The sequence below is a fragment of the Stenotrophomonas humi genome (genome assembly GCF_001431415.1).
GTDB lineage: Bacteria > Pseudomonadota > Gammaproteobacteria > Xanthomonadales > Xanthomonadaceae > Stenotrophomonas > Stenotrophomonas humi.
Genome location: NZ_LDJI01000013.1, coordinates 117,097 through 131,779 on the forward strand (window position 1 = coordinate 117,097; position 14,683 = coordinate 131,779).

Annotated in this window: 14 protein-coding genes; 8 read left to right on the forward strand and 6 right to left on the reverse strand. The window is 63.8% G+C overall.

Annotated elements, in window-relative coordinates:
- Nucleotides 1-41 precede the first annotated feature (41 nt).
- Both ABB26_RS07825 and typA read right to left on the reverse strand, forming a co-directional pair.
- Nucleotides 42-515, reverse strand: a complete 474-nt coding sequence (locus tag ABB26_RS07825) for a DUF2127 domain-containing protein (protein WP_057633117.1) — start codon at nt 513-515, stop codon at nt 42-44.
- A 5-nt stretch (nt 516-520) separates the two neighbouring features.
- The gene (gene typA, locus ABB26_RS07830; protein ID WP_057633118.1) at nt 521-2,350 is read right to left on the reverse strand and encodes a translational GTPase TypA; all 1,830 of its coding nucleotides are present in this window, start codon (nt 2,348-2,350) and stop codon (nt 521-523) included.
- Between the two features lie 214 nt (nt 2,351-2,564).
- On the opposite strand from typA, the gene ABB26_RS07835 reads away from it, so the two are divergent.
- From ABB26_RS07835 to ABB26_RS07855, 5 genes are all read left to right on the forward strand, one after another.
- Nucleotides 2,565-3,059 (forward strand): peptidylprolyl isomerase, encoded by a 495-nt coding sequence (locus ABB26_RS07835; RefSeq protein ID WP_057633119.1) that lies wholly within the window; start codon nt 2,565-2,567, stop codon nt 3,057-3,059.
- A 118-nt stretch (nt 3,060-3,177) separates the two neighbouring features.
- The gene (locus ABB26_RS07840; RefSeq protein ID WP_057633120.1) at nt 3,178-4,161 is read left to right on the forward strand and encodes a malate dehydrogenase; all 984 of its coding nucleotides are present in this window, start codon (nt 3,178-3,180) and stop codon (nt 4,159-4,161) included.
- A 142-nt stretch (nt 4,162-4,303) separates the two neighbouring features.
- The gene (locus tag ABB26_RS07845; RefSeq protein WP_057633121.1) at nt 4,304-4,927 is read left to right on the forward strand and encodes an RluA family pseudouridine synthase; all 624 of its coding nucleotides are present in this window, start codon (nt 4,304-4,306) and stop codon (nt 4,925-4,927) included.
- Between the two features lie 212 nt (nt 4,928-5,139).
- Nucleotides 5,140-7,020, forward strand: a complete 1,881-nt coding sequence (gene prpE / locus ABB26_RS07850; RefSeq protein ID WP_057633122.1) for a propionate--CoA ligase — start codon at nt 5,140-5,142, stop codon at nt 7,018-7,020.
- Nucleotides 7,021-7,141: 121 nt separating this feature from the next.
- Nucleotides 7,142-7,621: a hypothetical protein gene (locus ABB26_RS07855; protein ID WP_057633123.1), complete on the forward strand. Its 480-nt coding sequence runs from the start codon at nt 7,142-7,144 to the stop codon at nt 7,619-7,621.
- 73 nt (nt 7,622-7,694) lie between these two features.
- Here the strand turns inward: ABB26_RS07855 and ABB26_RS07860 are convergent, their stop codons facing one another.
- Together ABB26_RS07860 and ABB26_RS07865 are read right to left on the reverse strand one after the other, a co-directional pair.
- A complete protein-coding gene (locus tag ABB26_RS07860) occupies nt 7,695-9,188 on the reverse strand; it encodes a sensor histidine kinase (RefSeq protein WP_057633124.1) in 1,494 nt (497 codons plus the stop codon).
- The gene (locus ABB26_RS07865) at nt 9,185-9,904 is read right to left on the reverse strand and encodes a response regulator transcription factor (RefSeq protein ID WP_057633125.1); all 720 of its coding nucleotides are present in this window, start codon (nt 9,902-9,904) and stop codon (nt 9,185-9,187) included. Before ABB26_RS07865 ends, ABB26_RS07860 begins: the two co-directional genes overlap by 4 nt.
- Nucleotides 9,905-10,051: 147 nt before the next feature.
- Here ABB26_RS07865 and msrB point away from each other — a divergent pair, with 147 nt between their 5' ends.
- Genes msrB through msrA form a run of 3 tightly spaced genes read left to right on the forward strand, consistent with a single transcriptional unit; the run spans nt 10,052 to nt 13,099 of the window.
- Nucleotides 10,052-10,555, forward strand: a complete 504-nt coding sequence (gene msrB, locus ABB26_RS07870) for a peptide-methionine (R)-S-oxide reductase MsrB (RefSeq protein WP_057633126.1) — start codon at nt 10,052-10,054, stop codon at nt 10,553-10,555.
- 35 nt (nt 10,556-10,590) lie between these two features.
- Nucleotides 10,591-12,348: a cytochrome c biogenesis protein DipZ gene (locus ABB26_RS07875; RefSeq protein ID WP_057633127.1), complete on the forward strand. Its 1,758-nt coding sequence runs from the start codon at nt 10,591-10,593 to the stop codon at nt 12,346-12,348.
- 16 nt (nt 12,349-12,364) lie between these two features.
- On the forward strand, nt 12,365-13,099 hold the full coding sequence (gene msrA / locus ABB26_RS07880) for a peptide-methionine (S)-S-oxide reductase MsrA (protein ID WP_057633128.1): 735 nt from the start codon (nt 12,365-12,367) through the stop codon (nt 13,097-13,099).
- Between the two features lie 112 nt (nt 13,100-13,211).
- Here the strand turns inward: msrA and ABB26_RS07885 are convergent, their stop codons facing one another.
- Entirely contained in the window at nt 13,212-13,829 is a 618-nt protein-coding gene (locus ABB26_RS07885; RefSeq protein ID WP_057633129.1) for a glutathione S-transferase family protein, read from the reverse strand.
- An 85-nt stretch (nt 13,830-13,914) separates the two neighbouring features.
- On the reverse strand, nt 13,915-14,373 hold the full coding sequence (locus ABB26_RS07890; RefSeq protein WP_057633130.1) for a cell wall hydrolase: 459 nt from the start codon (nt 14,371-14,373) through the stop codon (nt 13,915-13,917).
- Between the last annotated feature and the right edge of the window lie 310 nt (nt 14,374-14,683).

The following is a 14,683-nucleotide window of genomic DNA, read 5'->3' on the forward strand; positions in this document are numbered from 1 at the left end:
TGTCACTGGCGCGCGCAGGGTGCCCGGCGACGTGAGCCGGCCTAGTGTTTCCGACGCTTGCCGATGTCGCGCGCCAGTACCCACACGACCAGCACATTCACCGCCAGCAGCAGCCATGAGGCCCAGCCGGGGTGTTTGATGATGGCGTAGATGTCCAGCGGGAGGTACAGCGCCGCGGAGATGCAGCCCAGCCATGAGGCCCAGGCCCTGGCGCGCCACAGGCCCCACGCTTCGAGCGCGCGCAGCAGGCCATATGCGACCAGTACGGCGGCACCCAGGTGAACAGTGTCGGGGGTAATCATGCCCAGCAGCGACGAGAACGCGCCGTTCTCGGGATCACCACCTACGCGGTGGATCAGGGCATTGATGATGTTGCGGAGTGGAGCTGGCCCGGAGATCTCCAGGCCAGCGGCAGCGAGAAAGGCCAGTACGGCCTTTCCCGCTTCCAGCAGCGCGATGGCTGCCAGACCCGGATGCGCATGCGGATCCGGGTTGTAGGGCGTATTGCTGGTCAATCCGATCAGCCGCCGCGCGAAGCCTTCTTGCGGTCGCTTTCGGTCAGCGCCTTCTTGCGCAGGCGGATTTCCTTCGGGGTGACTTCCACCAGCTCGTCGTCCTCGATGAAGTCCAGTGCCTGTTCCAGCGTGTACTTGATGGCCGGGGTCAGCTTGATCGCGTCATCCTTGCCCGAAGCGCGCATGTTGGTCAGCGGCTTGGTCTTGATGGCGTTGACGGTCAGATCGTTGTCCTTGGAGTGGATACCGATCAGCTGGCCTTCGTACACGTTGTCGCCTTCGGCGGCGAACAGCTTGCCGCGCTCTTCCAACGGGCCCAGGGCATATGCCGGGGTGGCGCCCGGGGCATTGGCGATCATCACGCCGTTCTGGCGCTTGGCGATGGCGCCCTGTTCCTTCGGGCCGTAATGGTCGAACACGTGGAACAGCAGGCCCGAACCCTGGGTCAGGGTCTTGAACTCGTTCTGGAAGCCGATCAGGCCACGCGCCGGGATCATGTAATCCAGACGCACGCGGCCCTTGCCGTCGCTTTCCATGTTCTTCAGCAGGCCCTTGCGGATGCCCAGCTTTTCCATCACGCCGCCCTGGTGGATTTCTTCCACGTCCACCACCAGCTGCTCGATCGGCTCCATCATCTGGCCGTCGATTTCCTTGATGATTACCTCCGGACGCGACACGGCCAGCTCGTAGCCTTCACGACGCATGGTTTCGATCAGCACCGACAGGTGCAGCTCGCCACGGCCGGAGACCAGGAACTTGTCGGCGTCTTCAAGCTGCTCGACCTTCAGTGCCACGTTGTGCACGGTCTCGCGCTCCAGGCGCTCCTTGAGCTGGCGGCTGGTCAGGAACTTGCCGCCGGACAGGTCCTTGTTGCCTGCGAACGGCGAGTTGTTGACCTGGAAGGTCATGGAGATGGTCGGCTCGTCGACGGTCAGTGCCGGCAGCGCTTCAGGCGCGTCCGGGTGGCAGATCGTGTCGGAGATGGTCAGCTCCTGGATGCCGGAGATGGCGACGATGTCACCGGCCTCGGCTTCCTCGACTTCCACACGCTCCAGGCCCATGAAGCCCAGTACCTGCAGCACCTTGCCGTTGCGCTTCTTGCCTTCGCGGTCGATGACGGTGACCTGCATGTTCTTCTTCAGCTTGCCGCGCTGAATGCGGCCAATGCCGATCACGCCGACGAAGTTGTTGTAGTCCAGCTGGCTGATGCGCATCTGGAAGGGACCTTCCGGGTCCACTTCCGGTGCCGGCACGTGCTTCATGATCGCTTCGTAAAGCGGGGTCATGTCGCCGTCACGGACGGTGTCTTCCAGGCCGGCGTAGCCATTCAGGCCCGAGGCGTAGACGATCGGGAAGTCCAGCTGCTCATTGGTGGCGCCGAGCTTGTCGAACAGGTCGAACACCTGGTCGATGACCCAATCCGGACGTGCGCTCGGGCGGTCGACCTTGTTGACCACCACGATCGGCTTGAAGCCCATCGCGAAGGCCTTCTGGGTGACGAAGCGGGTCTGCGGCATCGGGCCGTCCATCGCGTCGACCAGGATCAGCACCGAGTCGACCATCGACAGCACGCGCTCCACTTCACCGCCGAAGTCGGCGTGTCCGGGGGTGTCGACGATGTTGATGCGGTTGCCATTCCATGTAATGGCCGTGTTCTTGGCCAGGATGGTGATGCCGCGTTCTTTTTCCTGGTCGTTGCTGTCCATCACGCGCTCGGCAAGCACCGTGCGCTCGGACAGGGTGCCGGACTGCTTCAGCAGCTGGTCGACGAGGGTGGTTTTGCCATGGTCGACGTGGGCGACGATGGCGATGTTGCGAAGATTTTCGATGGACATGCGAAAGACGGCCAGCCGGTGCCGTGAATGGGGAAAAGAAGTCCAATATTATACCGGTATGTTTTGCCAACAGGAAAAGTCCTTGCTCCTGGTGGCTCGCAACCCGTTCAGCTGGCCCCCCGCCAGAGGTGGCAAAGGCAGGGGGATTCAGTCCGGCGAGGGCGGGTGTATCCTATGCGGCTAGCGCTAGATGTCTTCTCCTACAAGGATTCCCATGTCCCTGATCGCCAATTTCGACACCACCCGCGGCCTGATCAAGGTCGAGCTGTTCGCCGACAAGGCGCCGCTGACCGTGGCCAATTTCGTCAACCTGACCAAGCACGGTTTCTACGACGGACTGGCTTTCCACCGCGTGATTGCCGACTTCATGATCCAGGGCGGCTGCCCGGAAGGCTCCGGTCGTGGCGGCCCGGGCTACCGTTTTGAAGATGAGACCAAAAACGGCGTGCGCCACGAGCGCGGCGTGCTGTCCATGGCTAATGCCGGCCCGAACACCAACGGCAGCCAGTTCTTCATCACCCACATCAAGACCGATTGGCTTGATGGCAAGCACACCGTGTTTGGCAAGGTGCTTGAAGGCTTGGATGTGGTTGACGCAATCAAGCAGGGCGACGCCCTGAACAAGATCACCCTGGAAGGCGACACCGACGCCGTGCTGGCCGCCAAGGCCGACCGCGTCGCCGAGTGGAACAAGATCCTCGCCGCCTGATTGTTCTCGACGGCCACCTATTCATCAGGTGGCCGTTTCTGATTCTGGCCTTGGTGCCGCTCCCGCGCGGTGGCAGGGCTTCACCCCCACGACACGCTTCTTAGCAGAGGAAACCCCCATGAAAGCACCCGTACGTGTTGCCGTGACCGGCGCTGCCGGCAATATCGGTTACGCCCTGCTGTTCCGCATCGCTTCCGGCGAAATGCTCGGCAAGGACCAGCCGGTCATCCTGCAGCTGCTCGAAATCGACAACGAAAAGGCCCAGGCCGCCCTGCAGGGCGTGGTCATGGAACTGGAAGACTGCGCATTCCCGCTGCTGGCCGGCGTGGTGACCACCGCTGATCCGCTGGTGGCCTTCAAGGACGTCGACGTGGCCCTGCTGGTCGGCGCGCGTCCGCGCGGCCCGGGCATGGAGCGCAAGGACCTGCTGCTGGAAAACGCCAAGATCTTCACCGTGCAGGGCAAGGCCCTGAACGCCGTCGCCAAGCGCGATGTGAAGGTGCTGGTGGTCGGCAACCCGGCCAACACCAATGCCTACATCGCCATGAAGTCGGCGCCGGACCTGAACCCGAAGAACTTCACCGCCATGCTGCGCCTGGACCACAACCGTGCGCTGAGCCAGCTGGCTGCCAAGACCGGCAAGACCGTGGACAGCTTCGAGAAGTTCACCGTGTGGGGCAACCACAGCCCGACCATGTACCCGGACTACCGTTTCGCCACCAGCGGCGGCGCTTCGGTTGCCGAGCTGATCAACGACCAGGAATGGAACGCCAACACCTTCATTCCGACCGTCGGCAAGCGCGGCGCGGCGATCATCGCAGCCCGTGGCCTGTCCTCGGCTGCGTCGGCAGCCAATGCCGCCATCGACCACGTCCATGACTGGGTGCTGGGCAGCAACGGCAAGTGGGTGACGATGGGCGTGCCGTCCGACGGCTCCTATGGCATCCCGGAAGGCGTGGTGTTCGGCTTCCCGGTGACCACCGAGAACGGCCAGTACACGATCATCAAGGACCTGCCGATCGACGACTTCTCCAAGAAGTACATCGACATCACCCTGGGTGAGCTGGAAGAAGAGCGCGCCGGCGTTGCCGACCTGCTGTAACCGCAGCGGTACGACGTGATGCAATGAACGGGGAAGCTTCGGCTTCCCCGTTTTTTTGTGGGAGACGCGGTGGCCAGGACTATGCCGGTGATGCTTCTGCCGCGCGTGGCGCTGCACCAACGCTGCAAATTCTGTGAATGGCATGAACAACGAAATCACGCTGCATTACATCGACGGCGCGCTGCTGGTGGCCGAAAAGCCGGCCGGCCTGCTGTCCGTGCCCGGGCGCTTGCCGGAGAACCAGGATTGCCTGGTGACGCGCTTGCAGGCGTTGTACCCGGATGCGCTGACGGTGCACCGGTTGGACCAGGTGACTTCGGGGCTGATGTTGTATGCGCGCGGCAAGGCGATGCAGGCCGCGTTGTCGGGTCAGTTCGAGAAGCGCCTGGTCAGCAAACGCTATGAAGCCGTGGTGCAGGGATTGGTCGACGGTGATGCCGGTGAAGTTGCGTTGCCGTTGATCTGCGATTGGCCGAACCGGCCGAAACAGATGGTGGATTTCGAGCGCGGCAAGCCGGCGTTGACGCGGTGGCGGGTGCTGGCGCGGGATGTGGAAGCGCAACGCACGCGGGTCGAGCTGGAACCGGTGACCGGACGCAGCCACCAGCTGCGGCTGCACATGGCGAGCTTGGGGCATCCGATCATCGGGGATGTGATGTATGGGGCCGATCCGGCGGCACGGGTGCAGCTGCATGCGTGCCGGTTGCAGTTTGTGCATCCGGTGACGGGGGAGGTTTTTGGGTTTGTTTCGGAAAGCCCTTTTTGAGGCAGAAAGCGGCCCTCACCCCAACCCCTCTCCCGCTCACGGGAGAGGGCTCGGAATGCGTCGGCTCGCAGTGAACTGGCCCCTCTCCCGCGCGGGAGAGGGGTTGGGGTGAGGGCCGCTTTCGCCTTTGGTCTTAAGACCAAAGACGCAAGGAGAACGATGACGGCTGCTGACTATGCTCGGCTCAGATCAGGCAGCTTCCGGAGGGTGTCATGCAGTACGAGCAGATCTACCGCCGTTCCATCGAGGCGCCCGAGGAATTCTGGGCCGAGGAGGCCAAGGCGATTCACTGGCATCGCCCGCCGCAACAGATCCTCGATTACTCCAACCCGCCGTTCCGCCGCTGGTTCGTCGGTGGCGAAACCAACCTGTGCTACAACGCGGTTGACCGCCATCTTGCCGAGCGCGCCGAGCAGCTCGCACTGGTCGCCATTTCCACCGAAACCAATGTCACCCGCGAGATCACGTATCGCGAGTTGTATCGCGAGGTGAACGCATTCGCTGCCATGCTCAAGCAGCTTGATGTCGGCAGGGGTGATCGCGTCGTCATCTACATGCCGAACATGCCCGAGGCGGTATTCGCGATGCTGGCCTGCGCACGCATCGGCGCGGTGCATTCGGTGGTGTTCGGTGGCTTTGCCGCGCACAACCTGGCGCTGCGTATCGATGATGCGCAACCCAAACTGCTGATCGCCGCCGATGCAGGCATGCGCGGCGGCAAGGTGATTCCATACAAGGCGATGGTGGATGCCGCATGCGCTGAGGCGCAGAGTCCGCCACCGAAAGTGTTGATTGTTTCGCGTGGCCTGGATGCGGCCGAGCCCAAGGTCGCTGGTCGCGATGAGGACTATGCCGCGCTGCGTGCGCAGGTGGGCGATGTGGAGGTGCCGGTGGAATGGTTGGAGTCCAATGAGCCCAGCTACCTGCTGTACACCTCCGGCACCACCGGCAAGCCCAAGGGCGTGCAGCGCGATGTGGGCGGCTACGCGGTGGCGATGGCGCAGTCGATCCGCACCGTGTTTGACTGCGCGCCCGGGCAGGTGATGTTTTCCACCTCGGATGTGGGCTGGGCGGTGGGCCACTCGTACAACGTGTACGGGCCGCTGATCGGCGGCTGCACCTCGTTGTTGTATGAAGGGTTGCCGATCAACCCCGACGCCGGCATCTGGTGGGCGCTGTGCGAGCAGTACGGCGTGCGCACGATGTTCTCCTCGCCGACCGCGATCCGCGTGTTGAAGAAGCACGATGTCGATTTCATTGACCGGCATGATCTGTCCGAGCTGAAGTATCTGTTCCTGGCCGGCGAACCACTGGATCAGCCCACCGCGCAATGGATCAGCGGCGCACTGCACAAGCCGGTCATCGACAACTACTGGCAGACCGAAACCGGCTGGCCGGCACTTACGTTGTTGCCGGGCTTGGACATGAAGCCGGTGAAGTTCGGTTCGCCGGGTTTCCCGAACCTCGGTTACAGGATGAAGGTCATCGACGAACAGAGCGGGGAGGAAGTGGCGCCCGGACAGAAGGGAGTGCTGGTGATCCAGCCGCCATTGCCGCCGGGTTGCATGAGCACGGTGTGGAACGACGACGAGCGTTTCCTCAAAAGCTATTTCAGTCACTTCAATGAACTGCTCTACAGCTCGCTGGACTGGGCCATCCGTGATGAAGAGGGCTATACCTTCATCCTTGGTCGCACCGACGATGTGATCAACGTGGCCGGGCACCGGCTCGGCACGCGCGAGATCGAAGAGGCCATCTCCAGCCACCCGCGTGTGGCCGAGGCGGCGGTGATCGGGGTGCACGACGAGCTCAAGGGCCAGGTGCCGCTGGTGTTTGTCACCCTGAAGCAGGCCGCGGCCGCCGAGGAGACGGCGACGCTTGCCGCGGAAATGATGCAGCGCGTCACCAGCTCGCTCGGTGCGGTGGCACGTCCGGCGCACGTCCATATCGTCAACGCGCTTCCCAAGACGCGTTCGGGTAAGCTGCTGCGGCGTTCGTTGCAGGCATTGGCGGAGCAGCGCGACCCCGGGGATCTGTCGACATTGGACGACCCGGGCGCACTGGATGAAATCCGCCGCGCGCTGGGGAAATAGCGCAGGCCGCAGGCGCAGCGATCGCAAGGGGGCGGCACGTGGACAGGTAAGCAGATCCGGGGCGGGGGCTCCGGGTCGGTGGCGCGTGCCGTGGTTGCGATGCACAACTGTGGGAGGGGGAATGGCGTTGATCTATGCCAAGACGGCTGCTGGCCGTCGTGAAATGGAAGACCGTGCGCTGCGTTTGGTGCCGGCACTGCGTTCGGTGCTGTTGCTGGTTGACGGGCAGCGCGACGCGCATGAGCTGCAGCAGATGGCACAGGGGCTGCGCGCGCCGGAAGACGTACTGGCGCAGCTGATTTCGATGACGCTGATCGAAGCCGTCGGTGGCAGCGTCGAGCGCGCGCCGGATGTGCCGGTCACGGTGCAGCTGGGTGACGATCCGTTGCGCTACCAGCAGCTGCGTGACTGGATGGCTGAGTCGGTACGCAAACACCTTGGGCTGAAGGGTTATCTGATCCAGCTGAAGATCGAGCGCAGTCGCACCGCGGTCGGCCTGGAGCAGCTGTGGCCGGAAGTGGCCACCGCGCTTGGCAAGGCCAAGAGCCCAGCGTTCGCCAGCCGTTGGCTGGATGAGACGCGCGCCTTGGTGCTGGCATGAGCCGGTGAAACCGCCGGCCGTTGGGTTGGCCCGGCTGCGCGCTCGATTTCGCTGTTGAACGCGGCCGCTCTCGTCAGAGGGCAGGCCGCGCGTTGTTGCGCGCTTGCGCAGTTGCCAGCGAGAACACGAACAGTGCGCCTTCGCGGCTGTCGAGCAGGCGGATCTGGCGGTGATGCAGCTGCAGGATGCGGTGCACGATCAGCAGCCCCAGTCCGCCACTGTCCGCGCGCTGGCTGCCCAGCGCCGGGGGTGTGATGAACAGGTTGGCGCGGCGCTCCGGGGCGATGCCCGGGCCGCTGTCCAGCACGCTGACCTGTACCTCGTCGCCGGCAGCACGCAAGGTCACGCTGATATGGCCAGCTTCGGGTGTGTGGCGGATGGCGTTGTCGAGCAGGTTGGTCAGTACGCGTTCGATCAATCCAAGGTCGGCTTCCACCGCAGGCAGGCCCGGTGGGATATCGGCGGTCAATGTCTGCCGGCGTGCCTGTGCGGACAGTTCCAGTTTCTGGAACACGTCCTGCACCAGGTCGGGCAGGGAGAAGACCTGCGGCTCCAGCACCACGCCGCCATGTTCAAGCCGCGCCAGTTCAAACAGGGCCTGCGCCAGCTGCCCGACCTTGCGGCTCTGCGACAGCGCGATCGACAGGTAGCGTTGGCGCTCGTCGGCGCTGAGCGATGCATCCTTCAGCGACAACGTTTCCAGATAGCCGTGCAGCGAAGACAGCGGCGTGCGCAGATCGTGCGAGATGTTGGCGACCAGCTCACGGCGTTGCAGATCCTGTTGTCGCAGCTGCTGCCATTGATCGCCGATGCGCTGCGCCATCTGCCCGAAGCTGTGCTGCAGGATCGCGAGCTCATCGCGCTCGACGGCGCGCAGCGGGCCAGGTGGCACTGGCAGGGCTGGATTGTCGGCATCGACATCAAAGGACTGGATGCGGCGGGTCAACCGACGCAGCGGATGCGTCACCCAGCGAAAGGCGATTGCACCTGCGAGCAAGCCGATCAGCGCGACGATCGCCAGCGACCACAGCGCCGTGCGCAGGCTTGAGCTGGCGGCGATGTTGGCGGCCACTGCTTCGCGTTGTTCGCCCAGCAGCACCACATAGATGTAACCCGCCTGGCGGCCCTGCACCCACAGCGGTGCTGCATTGAATACCTTGCGCGTGCTGGTGCTGCGGGGGTCGTCACCGAGAATCGGCAGCGGCTCGCCTCGCAGCAAGGCCTGCACCGGCGCAAGATCAACGCGGTCGCGCTTGAGGTGGCCGTCGGGTGCGTCGTGGCCGAGGATGCGTCCCTGATCGTCGAGCAGGTACACCTCGACGCTGGGATTGACCGCCATCAACTTGCCGAACAATGCGCGCACGTTGCCATCGCGCATGCCGCGCGTGTCCATCAACTCACCTCTGCGTGCGATGTGTTCGGCCAGGCCTTGTGACAGACGCTGCACGGTTTCCAGCTCGTGCATGCGGGTATTGCGCATCTGTATCCACGCGAGCGCGCCACAGCACACCAGCAGCAGGCCGAAGAACACCACCGACAGCCGTTGTGACAACGTCAGGCGGATCATGTGCGGTCCTCGCCGGCACCGGCCAGTTTGTAGCCGCGGCCCCAGACGGTCTGGATCAACTGCGGATTGGCCGGGTCGTGTTCGATCTTGTTGCGCAGCCGGTTGATATGGGTGTTGACCGTGTGCTGGTAGCCATCGTGTTGATAGCCCCAGACCTGGTCGAGCAGGTTCATGCGTGAGTACACCTGGTCGGGATGACGCACGAAAAAATGCAGAAGGTCGAACTCGCGTGGTGTGAGTTCCAGTGTGCGGCCCTGCACCTGCGCGGTGCGGGCAACGGGATCGATACGGATGCCGGCCGCTTCGATCTCGCCGGCATCGATGCGGGCGTTCTGCGCCATCGCCTCGACCCGGCGCAGCAGCGCCTTGACCCGCGCGACCAGTTCCAGCATCGAGAAGGGTTTGGCCAGGTAGTCATCGGCGCCCAGCTCCAGACCGAGGATGCGATGTACTTCACTGGCGCGCGCGCTGGTGATGATGATCGGCGTGTAGCGCGCCATGGCACGCGCCCGCTTGCAGATTTCCAAACCGTCCACGCCCGGCAGCATCAAGTCCAGCACCAACGCGCTCCACGGACTGGCTTCGAGCAGGCGCAGTCCTTCGTCGCCGGTGGCAGCGTGGGTGACGTCGTAGCCTTCGTCACGCAGGTGCATGCGCAGCAGGTTGGCGATATGGATGTCGTCCTCGACGATCAGGACACGTTTGGCGCTGCTCATCGTTGCGCGCGACCGGCGGGAAAGGGGATTGGCATTGTCGGCGGAATCCCGCATGCAAGGTGTAACGGAAAATTTAACTCTGCGTGAGGATTCGTTGATCGGGCAGGGCGCAGCATGGTCACATCCTCCCAAGGCTGGAGAACGGCCATGTCCCTCACCCGTCGCAATGTGCTTGGCATCGGCTGCATGGCGGCAGCGGCCGGCGTGTTGGGCCTGACTGCCTGCAGCGGCGCTGCACCGGCCGCACCGGCCCAGAAGCGGTTGTTCGAGATCATGCGCAGTGATGCGCAATGGCGTGAACAGCTCAGCCCCGCGCAGTACGCGGTGCTGCGCGGCCAATCCACCGAGCGTGCGTTCAGCAGCCCGCTGAACAACGAGCACCGGCGCGGCACCTTTGTGTGCGCCGGTTGTGCCTTGCCGCTGTTCTCCTCGGCGACCAAGTTCGACAGCGGCACCGGTTGGCCGAGTTTCTGGGCGCCACTGCACGATGCCGTGGGTGAGGATCGCGACACCACCTTCGGCATGTTGCGCGTGGAAGCGCATTGCCGGCGCTGCGGTGGGCATCTGGGTCATGTGTTCAATGACGGCCCGCGCCCCACCGGGTTGCGTTACTGCATGAATGGCGTGGCCATGAACTTCGTGGCGGCCTGAGCCCCGCAGCTTTCGACTTCCAACAAGGACTCCCCATGTTCCTGCTCGTGCTGGCCTATCTCGGCGGTGTGCTCACCCTTCTCAGTCCGTGCATCCTGCCGGTGCTGCCGTTCGTGTTCGCACGCTCGGATCACCCGTTCCTGCGCAGCGGCTTGCCGCTGCTGGTCGGCATGGCCTTGATGTTTGCGGTGGTAGCCAGCCTGGCGGCGGTAGGCAGCCAATGGGTGGCGCAGGCCAATCAGATCGGGCGCTGGATCGCGCTGCTGGTGATGGCGATGTTCGCGCTGGCGCTGCTGTGGCCGGCATTCGCGAATCGGCTGTTGTCGCCATTGCAGCGGCTTGGCGTTCGTTTGAGTGCATCGGCCGATGAGGGTCGTGCGGGCATGGGGACATCGTTGTTGATCGGCATCGCGACCGGCTTGTTATGGGCGCCGTGCGCCGGGCCGATCCTTGGCTTGATACTCACTGGTGCCGCGCTGCAGGGTGCCAACGTCGGCACCAGCGGTCTGCTGTTGGCCTATGCGCTGGGGGCGGCCACATCACTGGCACTGGCCCTCTGGATCGGCGGCCGTGTATTCGCCGCGTTGAAGCGGCACCTTGGTGCGGGCGAATGGATCCGGCGCGGCCTCGGCATTGCCGCGTTGCTGGCGGTGGTGGCCATTGCGATGGGCTGGGACACCGGTGTGCTGACACGGCTGTCGACGGTTAGCACGGCCAGGCTTGAGCAGGGCCTGCTGGATGCGCTTCCCGGGCAGGCGCCAGCGGGTGGCTCAATGATGATGATGGCCGGGAACGATCCGCCCGCGACCGCGTTGCCGGTCGAAGGCATGTTGCCTTCCCTGGCCGGTGCCACCGGCTGGCTCAACAGTCCGCCGCTGGATGCGCAGGCATTGCGCGGCAAGGTGGTGCTGGTCGATTTCTGGACCTACTCGTGCATCAACTGCCTGCGCGCGATGCCGCATGTGCGCGAGTGGGTCGAACGCTACCGCGACCATGGCCTGGTGGTGATCGGAGTGCACGCGCCGGAGTTCGCATTCGAACGTGATGTGCGCAACGTGCAGCGTGCAGTCACCGATCTCAAGGTCACGTACCCGGTTGCCATCGACAACGACTTCGCGATCTGGCGCGGTTTCAACAATCGCTATTGGCCGGCGCATTACTTCATCGATGCGCAGGGGCGTATCCGTGCCCATCACTTTGGTGAAGGCAACTATGTGCAGTCCGAGCAGATCATCCGCCAGCTGCTGCGCGAAGCCGGCAACAGTCTGCCAGGTGAGGCTGCCCCGGCGATGAAGGCTGAAGCCGCGCGCGATGGTGTCGAACGCGAGGCGGACATGAACAATCTCAAGTCGCCGGAAACCTACGTCGGGCGCGCACGCGCAGAGAATTTCGCATCACCCGGCGGGCTGTACGCAGGGCGTGCAGCGGACTACCGCTTGCCGACCACATTGAAACTCAATCAATGGGCGTTGGACGGACGTTGGATCGTGGGCGAGGAAGACGCGCAGTTGCAGCAGGCCGGCGGTCGCATCGCGTTCCGCTTCCATGCGCGTGACCTGCATCTGGTGTTGGCGCCGCAGGACGCCAGCAAACCGGTGCGCTTCATTGTGCGTATCGATGGACAGGCGCCCGGTGCATCGGCAGGTGGTGATGTGTCGGCTGACGGCAGCGGCCAGGTGGACGGCAACCGGCTGTACCAGTTGATACGCCAGAACGGTGCCGTGCAGGAACGCACCTTCGAAATCGAATTCCTCGATCCCGGCGTGCATGCCTACGCCTTTACGTTTGGATGAGCCCCGGAGGCCAACGATGAAACTCGTCATGGACAAACTGGTTGCCGGCAGCATCGCCGCGATGATCGCGGTACTGCTGGTGATTGCCATATTCAGCCTGGACCGCCCCGTGCATGCTTCGTCGGCGATGGTCAGCATTCCCGCGACCAGTGGTGCAGCGGATCTGCGTCAGCCCGGCATCAAGCGCGCACAGGTGATCTTCGCTGGCGGCTGCTTCTGGGGCGTGCAGGGCGTGTTCCAGCACATCAAGGGTGTGGACAGCGCTGTCTCGGGTTACATCGGTGGCAGCGCGGCCAACGCGAGCTATGCGCGTGTGGGCAGCGGCAGCACCGGGCACGCTGAAGCCGTGCAGGTGACCTACGATCCGGCGCAGGTCAGCTATGGGCAGTTGATGCAGGTGTTTTTCTCGGTGGTGCATGACCCCACCCAACTCAATCGACAGGGGCCGGATCGTGGCACGCAGTATCGTTCGGCGGTATACGTCAACACGGCGGAGCAACGCGATGCTGCCCGTGCCTATATCGCGCAGCTGCAACGCAGTGCTGTGTTCAAGGCGCCCGTGGTGACCCAGGTGGACGGCGGCAAGGTGTTCTATGCGGCGGAGGGCTATCACCAGAACTACCTCACGCTGCATCCGGAGTCCTTGTACATCCGCGTCAACGACCTGCCCAAAGTGGAGGCGCTGAAACAGTACTTCCCCGCGCTGTACCGCGACACGCCGCGGTTGCTCACCACGTTATCGGTGCGTTGAGTCTTCGCTGCAGGAATGCAGCGCGGGCGAAACACCAACGCGGCGTTGAAACAAAACAGGCCACCGGCGTCTGCGCCGGTGGCCCGTCAAAAGTTCAGTGTGTGCTCTTGGTTTACGCCAGACCTTCGGTCTTCAGAGCAGCCTGCACGGCCGGGTCTGCCTGCATGCGTTGCTCGAAGCGATCCAACGCATCCATGCCAGCCAGGTCGATTTTCAAACCACGCGCCCAGCGCAGGGTCACGTAGGTGTACGCATCGGCGATGGACGGATGCGGGGTGCCGCCCAACCAGTCGACCTGCGCCAATCGATCATTCAGGCGCTGGTACAGCGCTTTGAGCTTGTCGCGCGAGTTCTGCTGGGTGCGGGCGATGACCGCCTCGTCCTCCAGGTACTTGGTCGAACCGAAGATCGGGTAGTACACCGGGTGCAGGTCGGCATTGACGAAGGACAGCCAGCGATTCACTTCGGCGCGGGTGCGTGCATCGCTGCCACCGTCCAGACCGGACGCCGGTGCCTTGTCGCAGATGTAATGCAGGATGGCGGCGTTCTGGGTCAGCACCCAGCCATCGTCCTCAAGCACCGGCACTGCGCCGGCCGGGTTCATGGCCAGGAATTCGGGCGACTTCATGGTCGCGTAGTCCACGATCTGTACTTCGAAAGGCAGGCCGGACCAGATCAATGCGATGTGGTCTGCCAGCGAACAGGCGCCGGGCTTGGTGTAGAGCTTCATCAGATACCTCGGGAGTGGAGTTACTCCCGCATTATCGCCACAAGCTCGTTGCGTGGTGTGGCGACAGGTATCCGTGCTGCGCGGCTCAGGAAGCGCGCGGCTTCAGCGACTGTACCTTGAAGAAGGTATGACCGCCGATGGTCGCTACCTGATAGGCATTGCGCCAGCTGGGGCTCGCGATGGACAACGCGGCGAAGTGGCTGGCACCCGGCACGATTTCCTTGCGCTGCTCGACCGGCAGGGCCCAGTTGCGCTCGGCGGCGAAGGCCACGTCCACGGCTTCTGCCCAGGCATCGTTGTTGCGCAGTTGGGTGCCCGGCGAGACCAGGGTCGGGGCGAACTGTTTGCGGGCAGTCACCACCTGGCACATCGAGTTGCCCCAGAGGCCGCTGTCCAGCCGCCGCAGGGCGACTTCGGCAACCGCCTGCTGACCGCGCAGGGTCTGGTCGCGGGCTTCCAGGTAAACGGTGGTGCTCAAGCACAGTGAATCGGCGGCCGGCTGCGGCAACATCTGCGACAGCCAGAGAATCCAGGCCAGTTTCATAAATCTCCTTGCTCCGTGTGGGCCGCAGCTCGCCTGTTCCTGAAAAGCATGGAACCGGTCGACTGAGACTTGGCGTTATGGGGAGGCGGCCGTGGCATCGGGGCCGCCCCGTGGGCGGCCCTCAATGAGATTGGGGGAAGGCCGCACCTTGCTCACCAGAACTGGGGGGTGAGCGGAAGAGCGCGCAAGTTAGGGGGCGAACCCCAAACCCATCCTGAATGGGGCTTGTTGACATTCAGGTTGTTTGCAACCGGCGCGAGGCGAAGAGTGAGTGACAGGAAGTGAGGAATGGGTGAGGGCAAAGGCCCTG

Bases quoted from the DNA above. Each gene is read 5' to 3' on its own strand.
- typA (WP_057633118.1), bottom strand. From the start codon at position 2,350: ATGTCCATCGAAAATCTTCGCAACATCGCCATCGTCGCCCACGTCGAC.
- ABB26_RS07835 (WP_057633119.1), top strand. From the start codon at position 2,565: ATGTCCCTGATCGCCAATTTCGACACCACCCGCGGCCTGATCAAGGTC.
- ABB26_RS07840 (WP_057633120.1), top strand. From the start codon at position 3,178: ATGAAAGCACCCGTACGTGTTGCCGTGACCGGCGCTGCCGGCAATATC.
- ABB26_RS07845 (WP_057633121.1), top strand. From the start codon at position 4,304: ATGAACAACGAAATCACGCTGCATTACATCGACGGCGCGCTGCTGGTG.
- prpE (WP_057633122.1), top strand. From the start codon at position 5,140: ATGCAGTACGAGCAGATCTACCGCCGTTCCATCGAGGCGCCCGAGGAA.
- ABB26_RS07855 (WP_057633123.1), top strand. From the start codon at position 7,142: ATGGCGTTGATCTATGCCAAGACGGCTGCTGGCCGTCGTGAAATGGAA.
- ABB26_RS07860 (WP_057633124.1), bottom strand. From the start codon at position 9,188: ATGATCCGCCTGACGTTGTCACAACGGCTGTCGGTGGTGTTCTTCGGC.
- ABB26_RS07865 (WP_057633125.1), bottom strand. From the start codon at position 9,904: ATGAGCAGCGCCAAACGTGTCCTGATCGTCGAGGACGACATCCATATC.
- msrB (WP_057633126.1), top strand. From the start codon at position 10,052: ATGTCCCTCACCCGTCGCAATGTGCTTGGCATCGGCTGCATGGCGGCA.
- ABB26_RS07875 (WP_057633127.1), top strand. From the start codon at position 10,591: ATGTTCCTGCTCGTGCTGGCCTATCTCGGCGGTGTGCTCACCCTTCTC.
- msrA (WP_057633128.1), top strand. From the start codon at position 12,365: ATGAAACTCGTCATGGACAAACTGGTTGCCGGCAGCATCGCCGCGATG.
- ABB26_RS07885 (WP_057633129.1), bottom strand. From the start codon at position 13,829: ATGAAGCTCTACACCAAGCCCGGCGCCTGTTCGCTGGCAGACCACATC.
- ABB26_RS07890 (WP_057633130.1), bottom strand. From the start codon at position 14,373: ATGAAACTGGCCTGGATTCTCTGGCTGTCGCAGATGTTGCCGCAGCCG.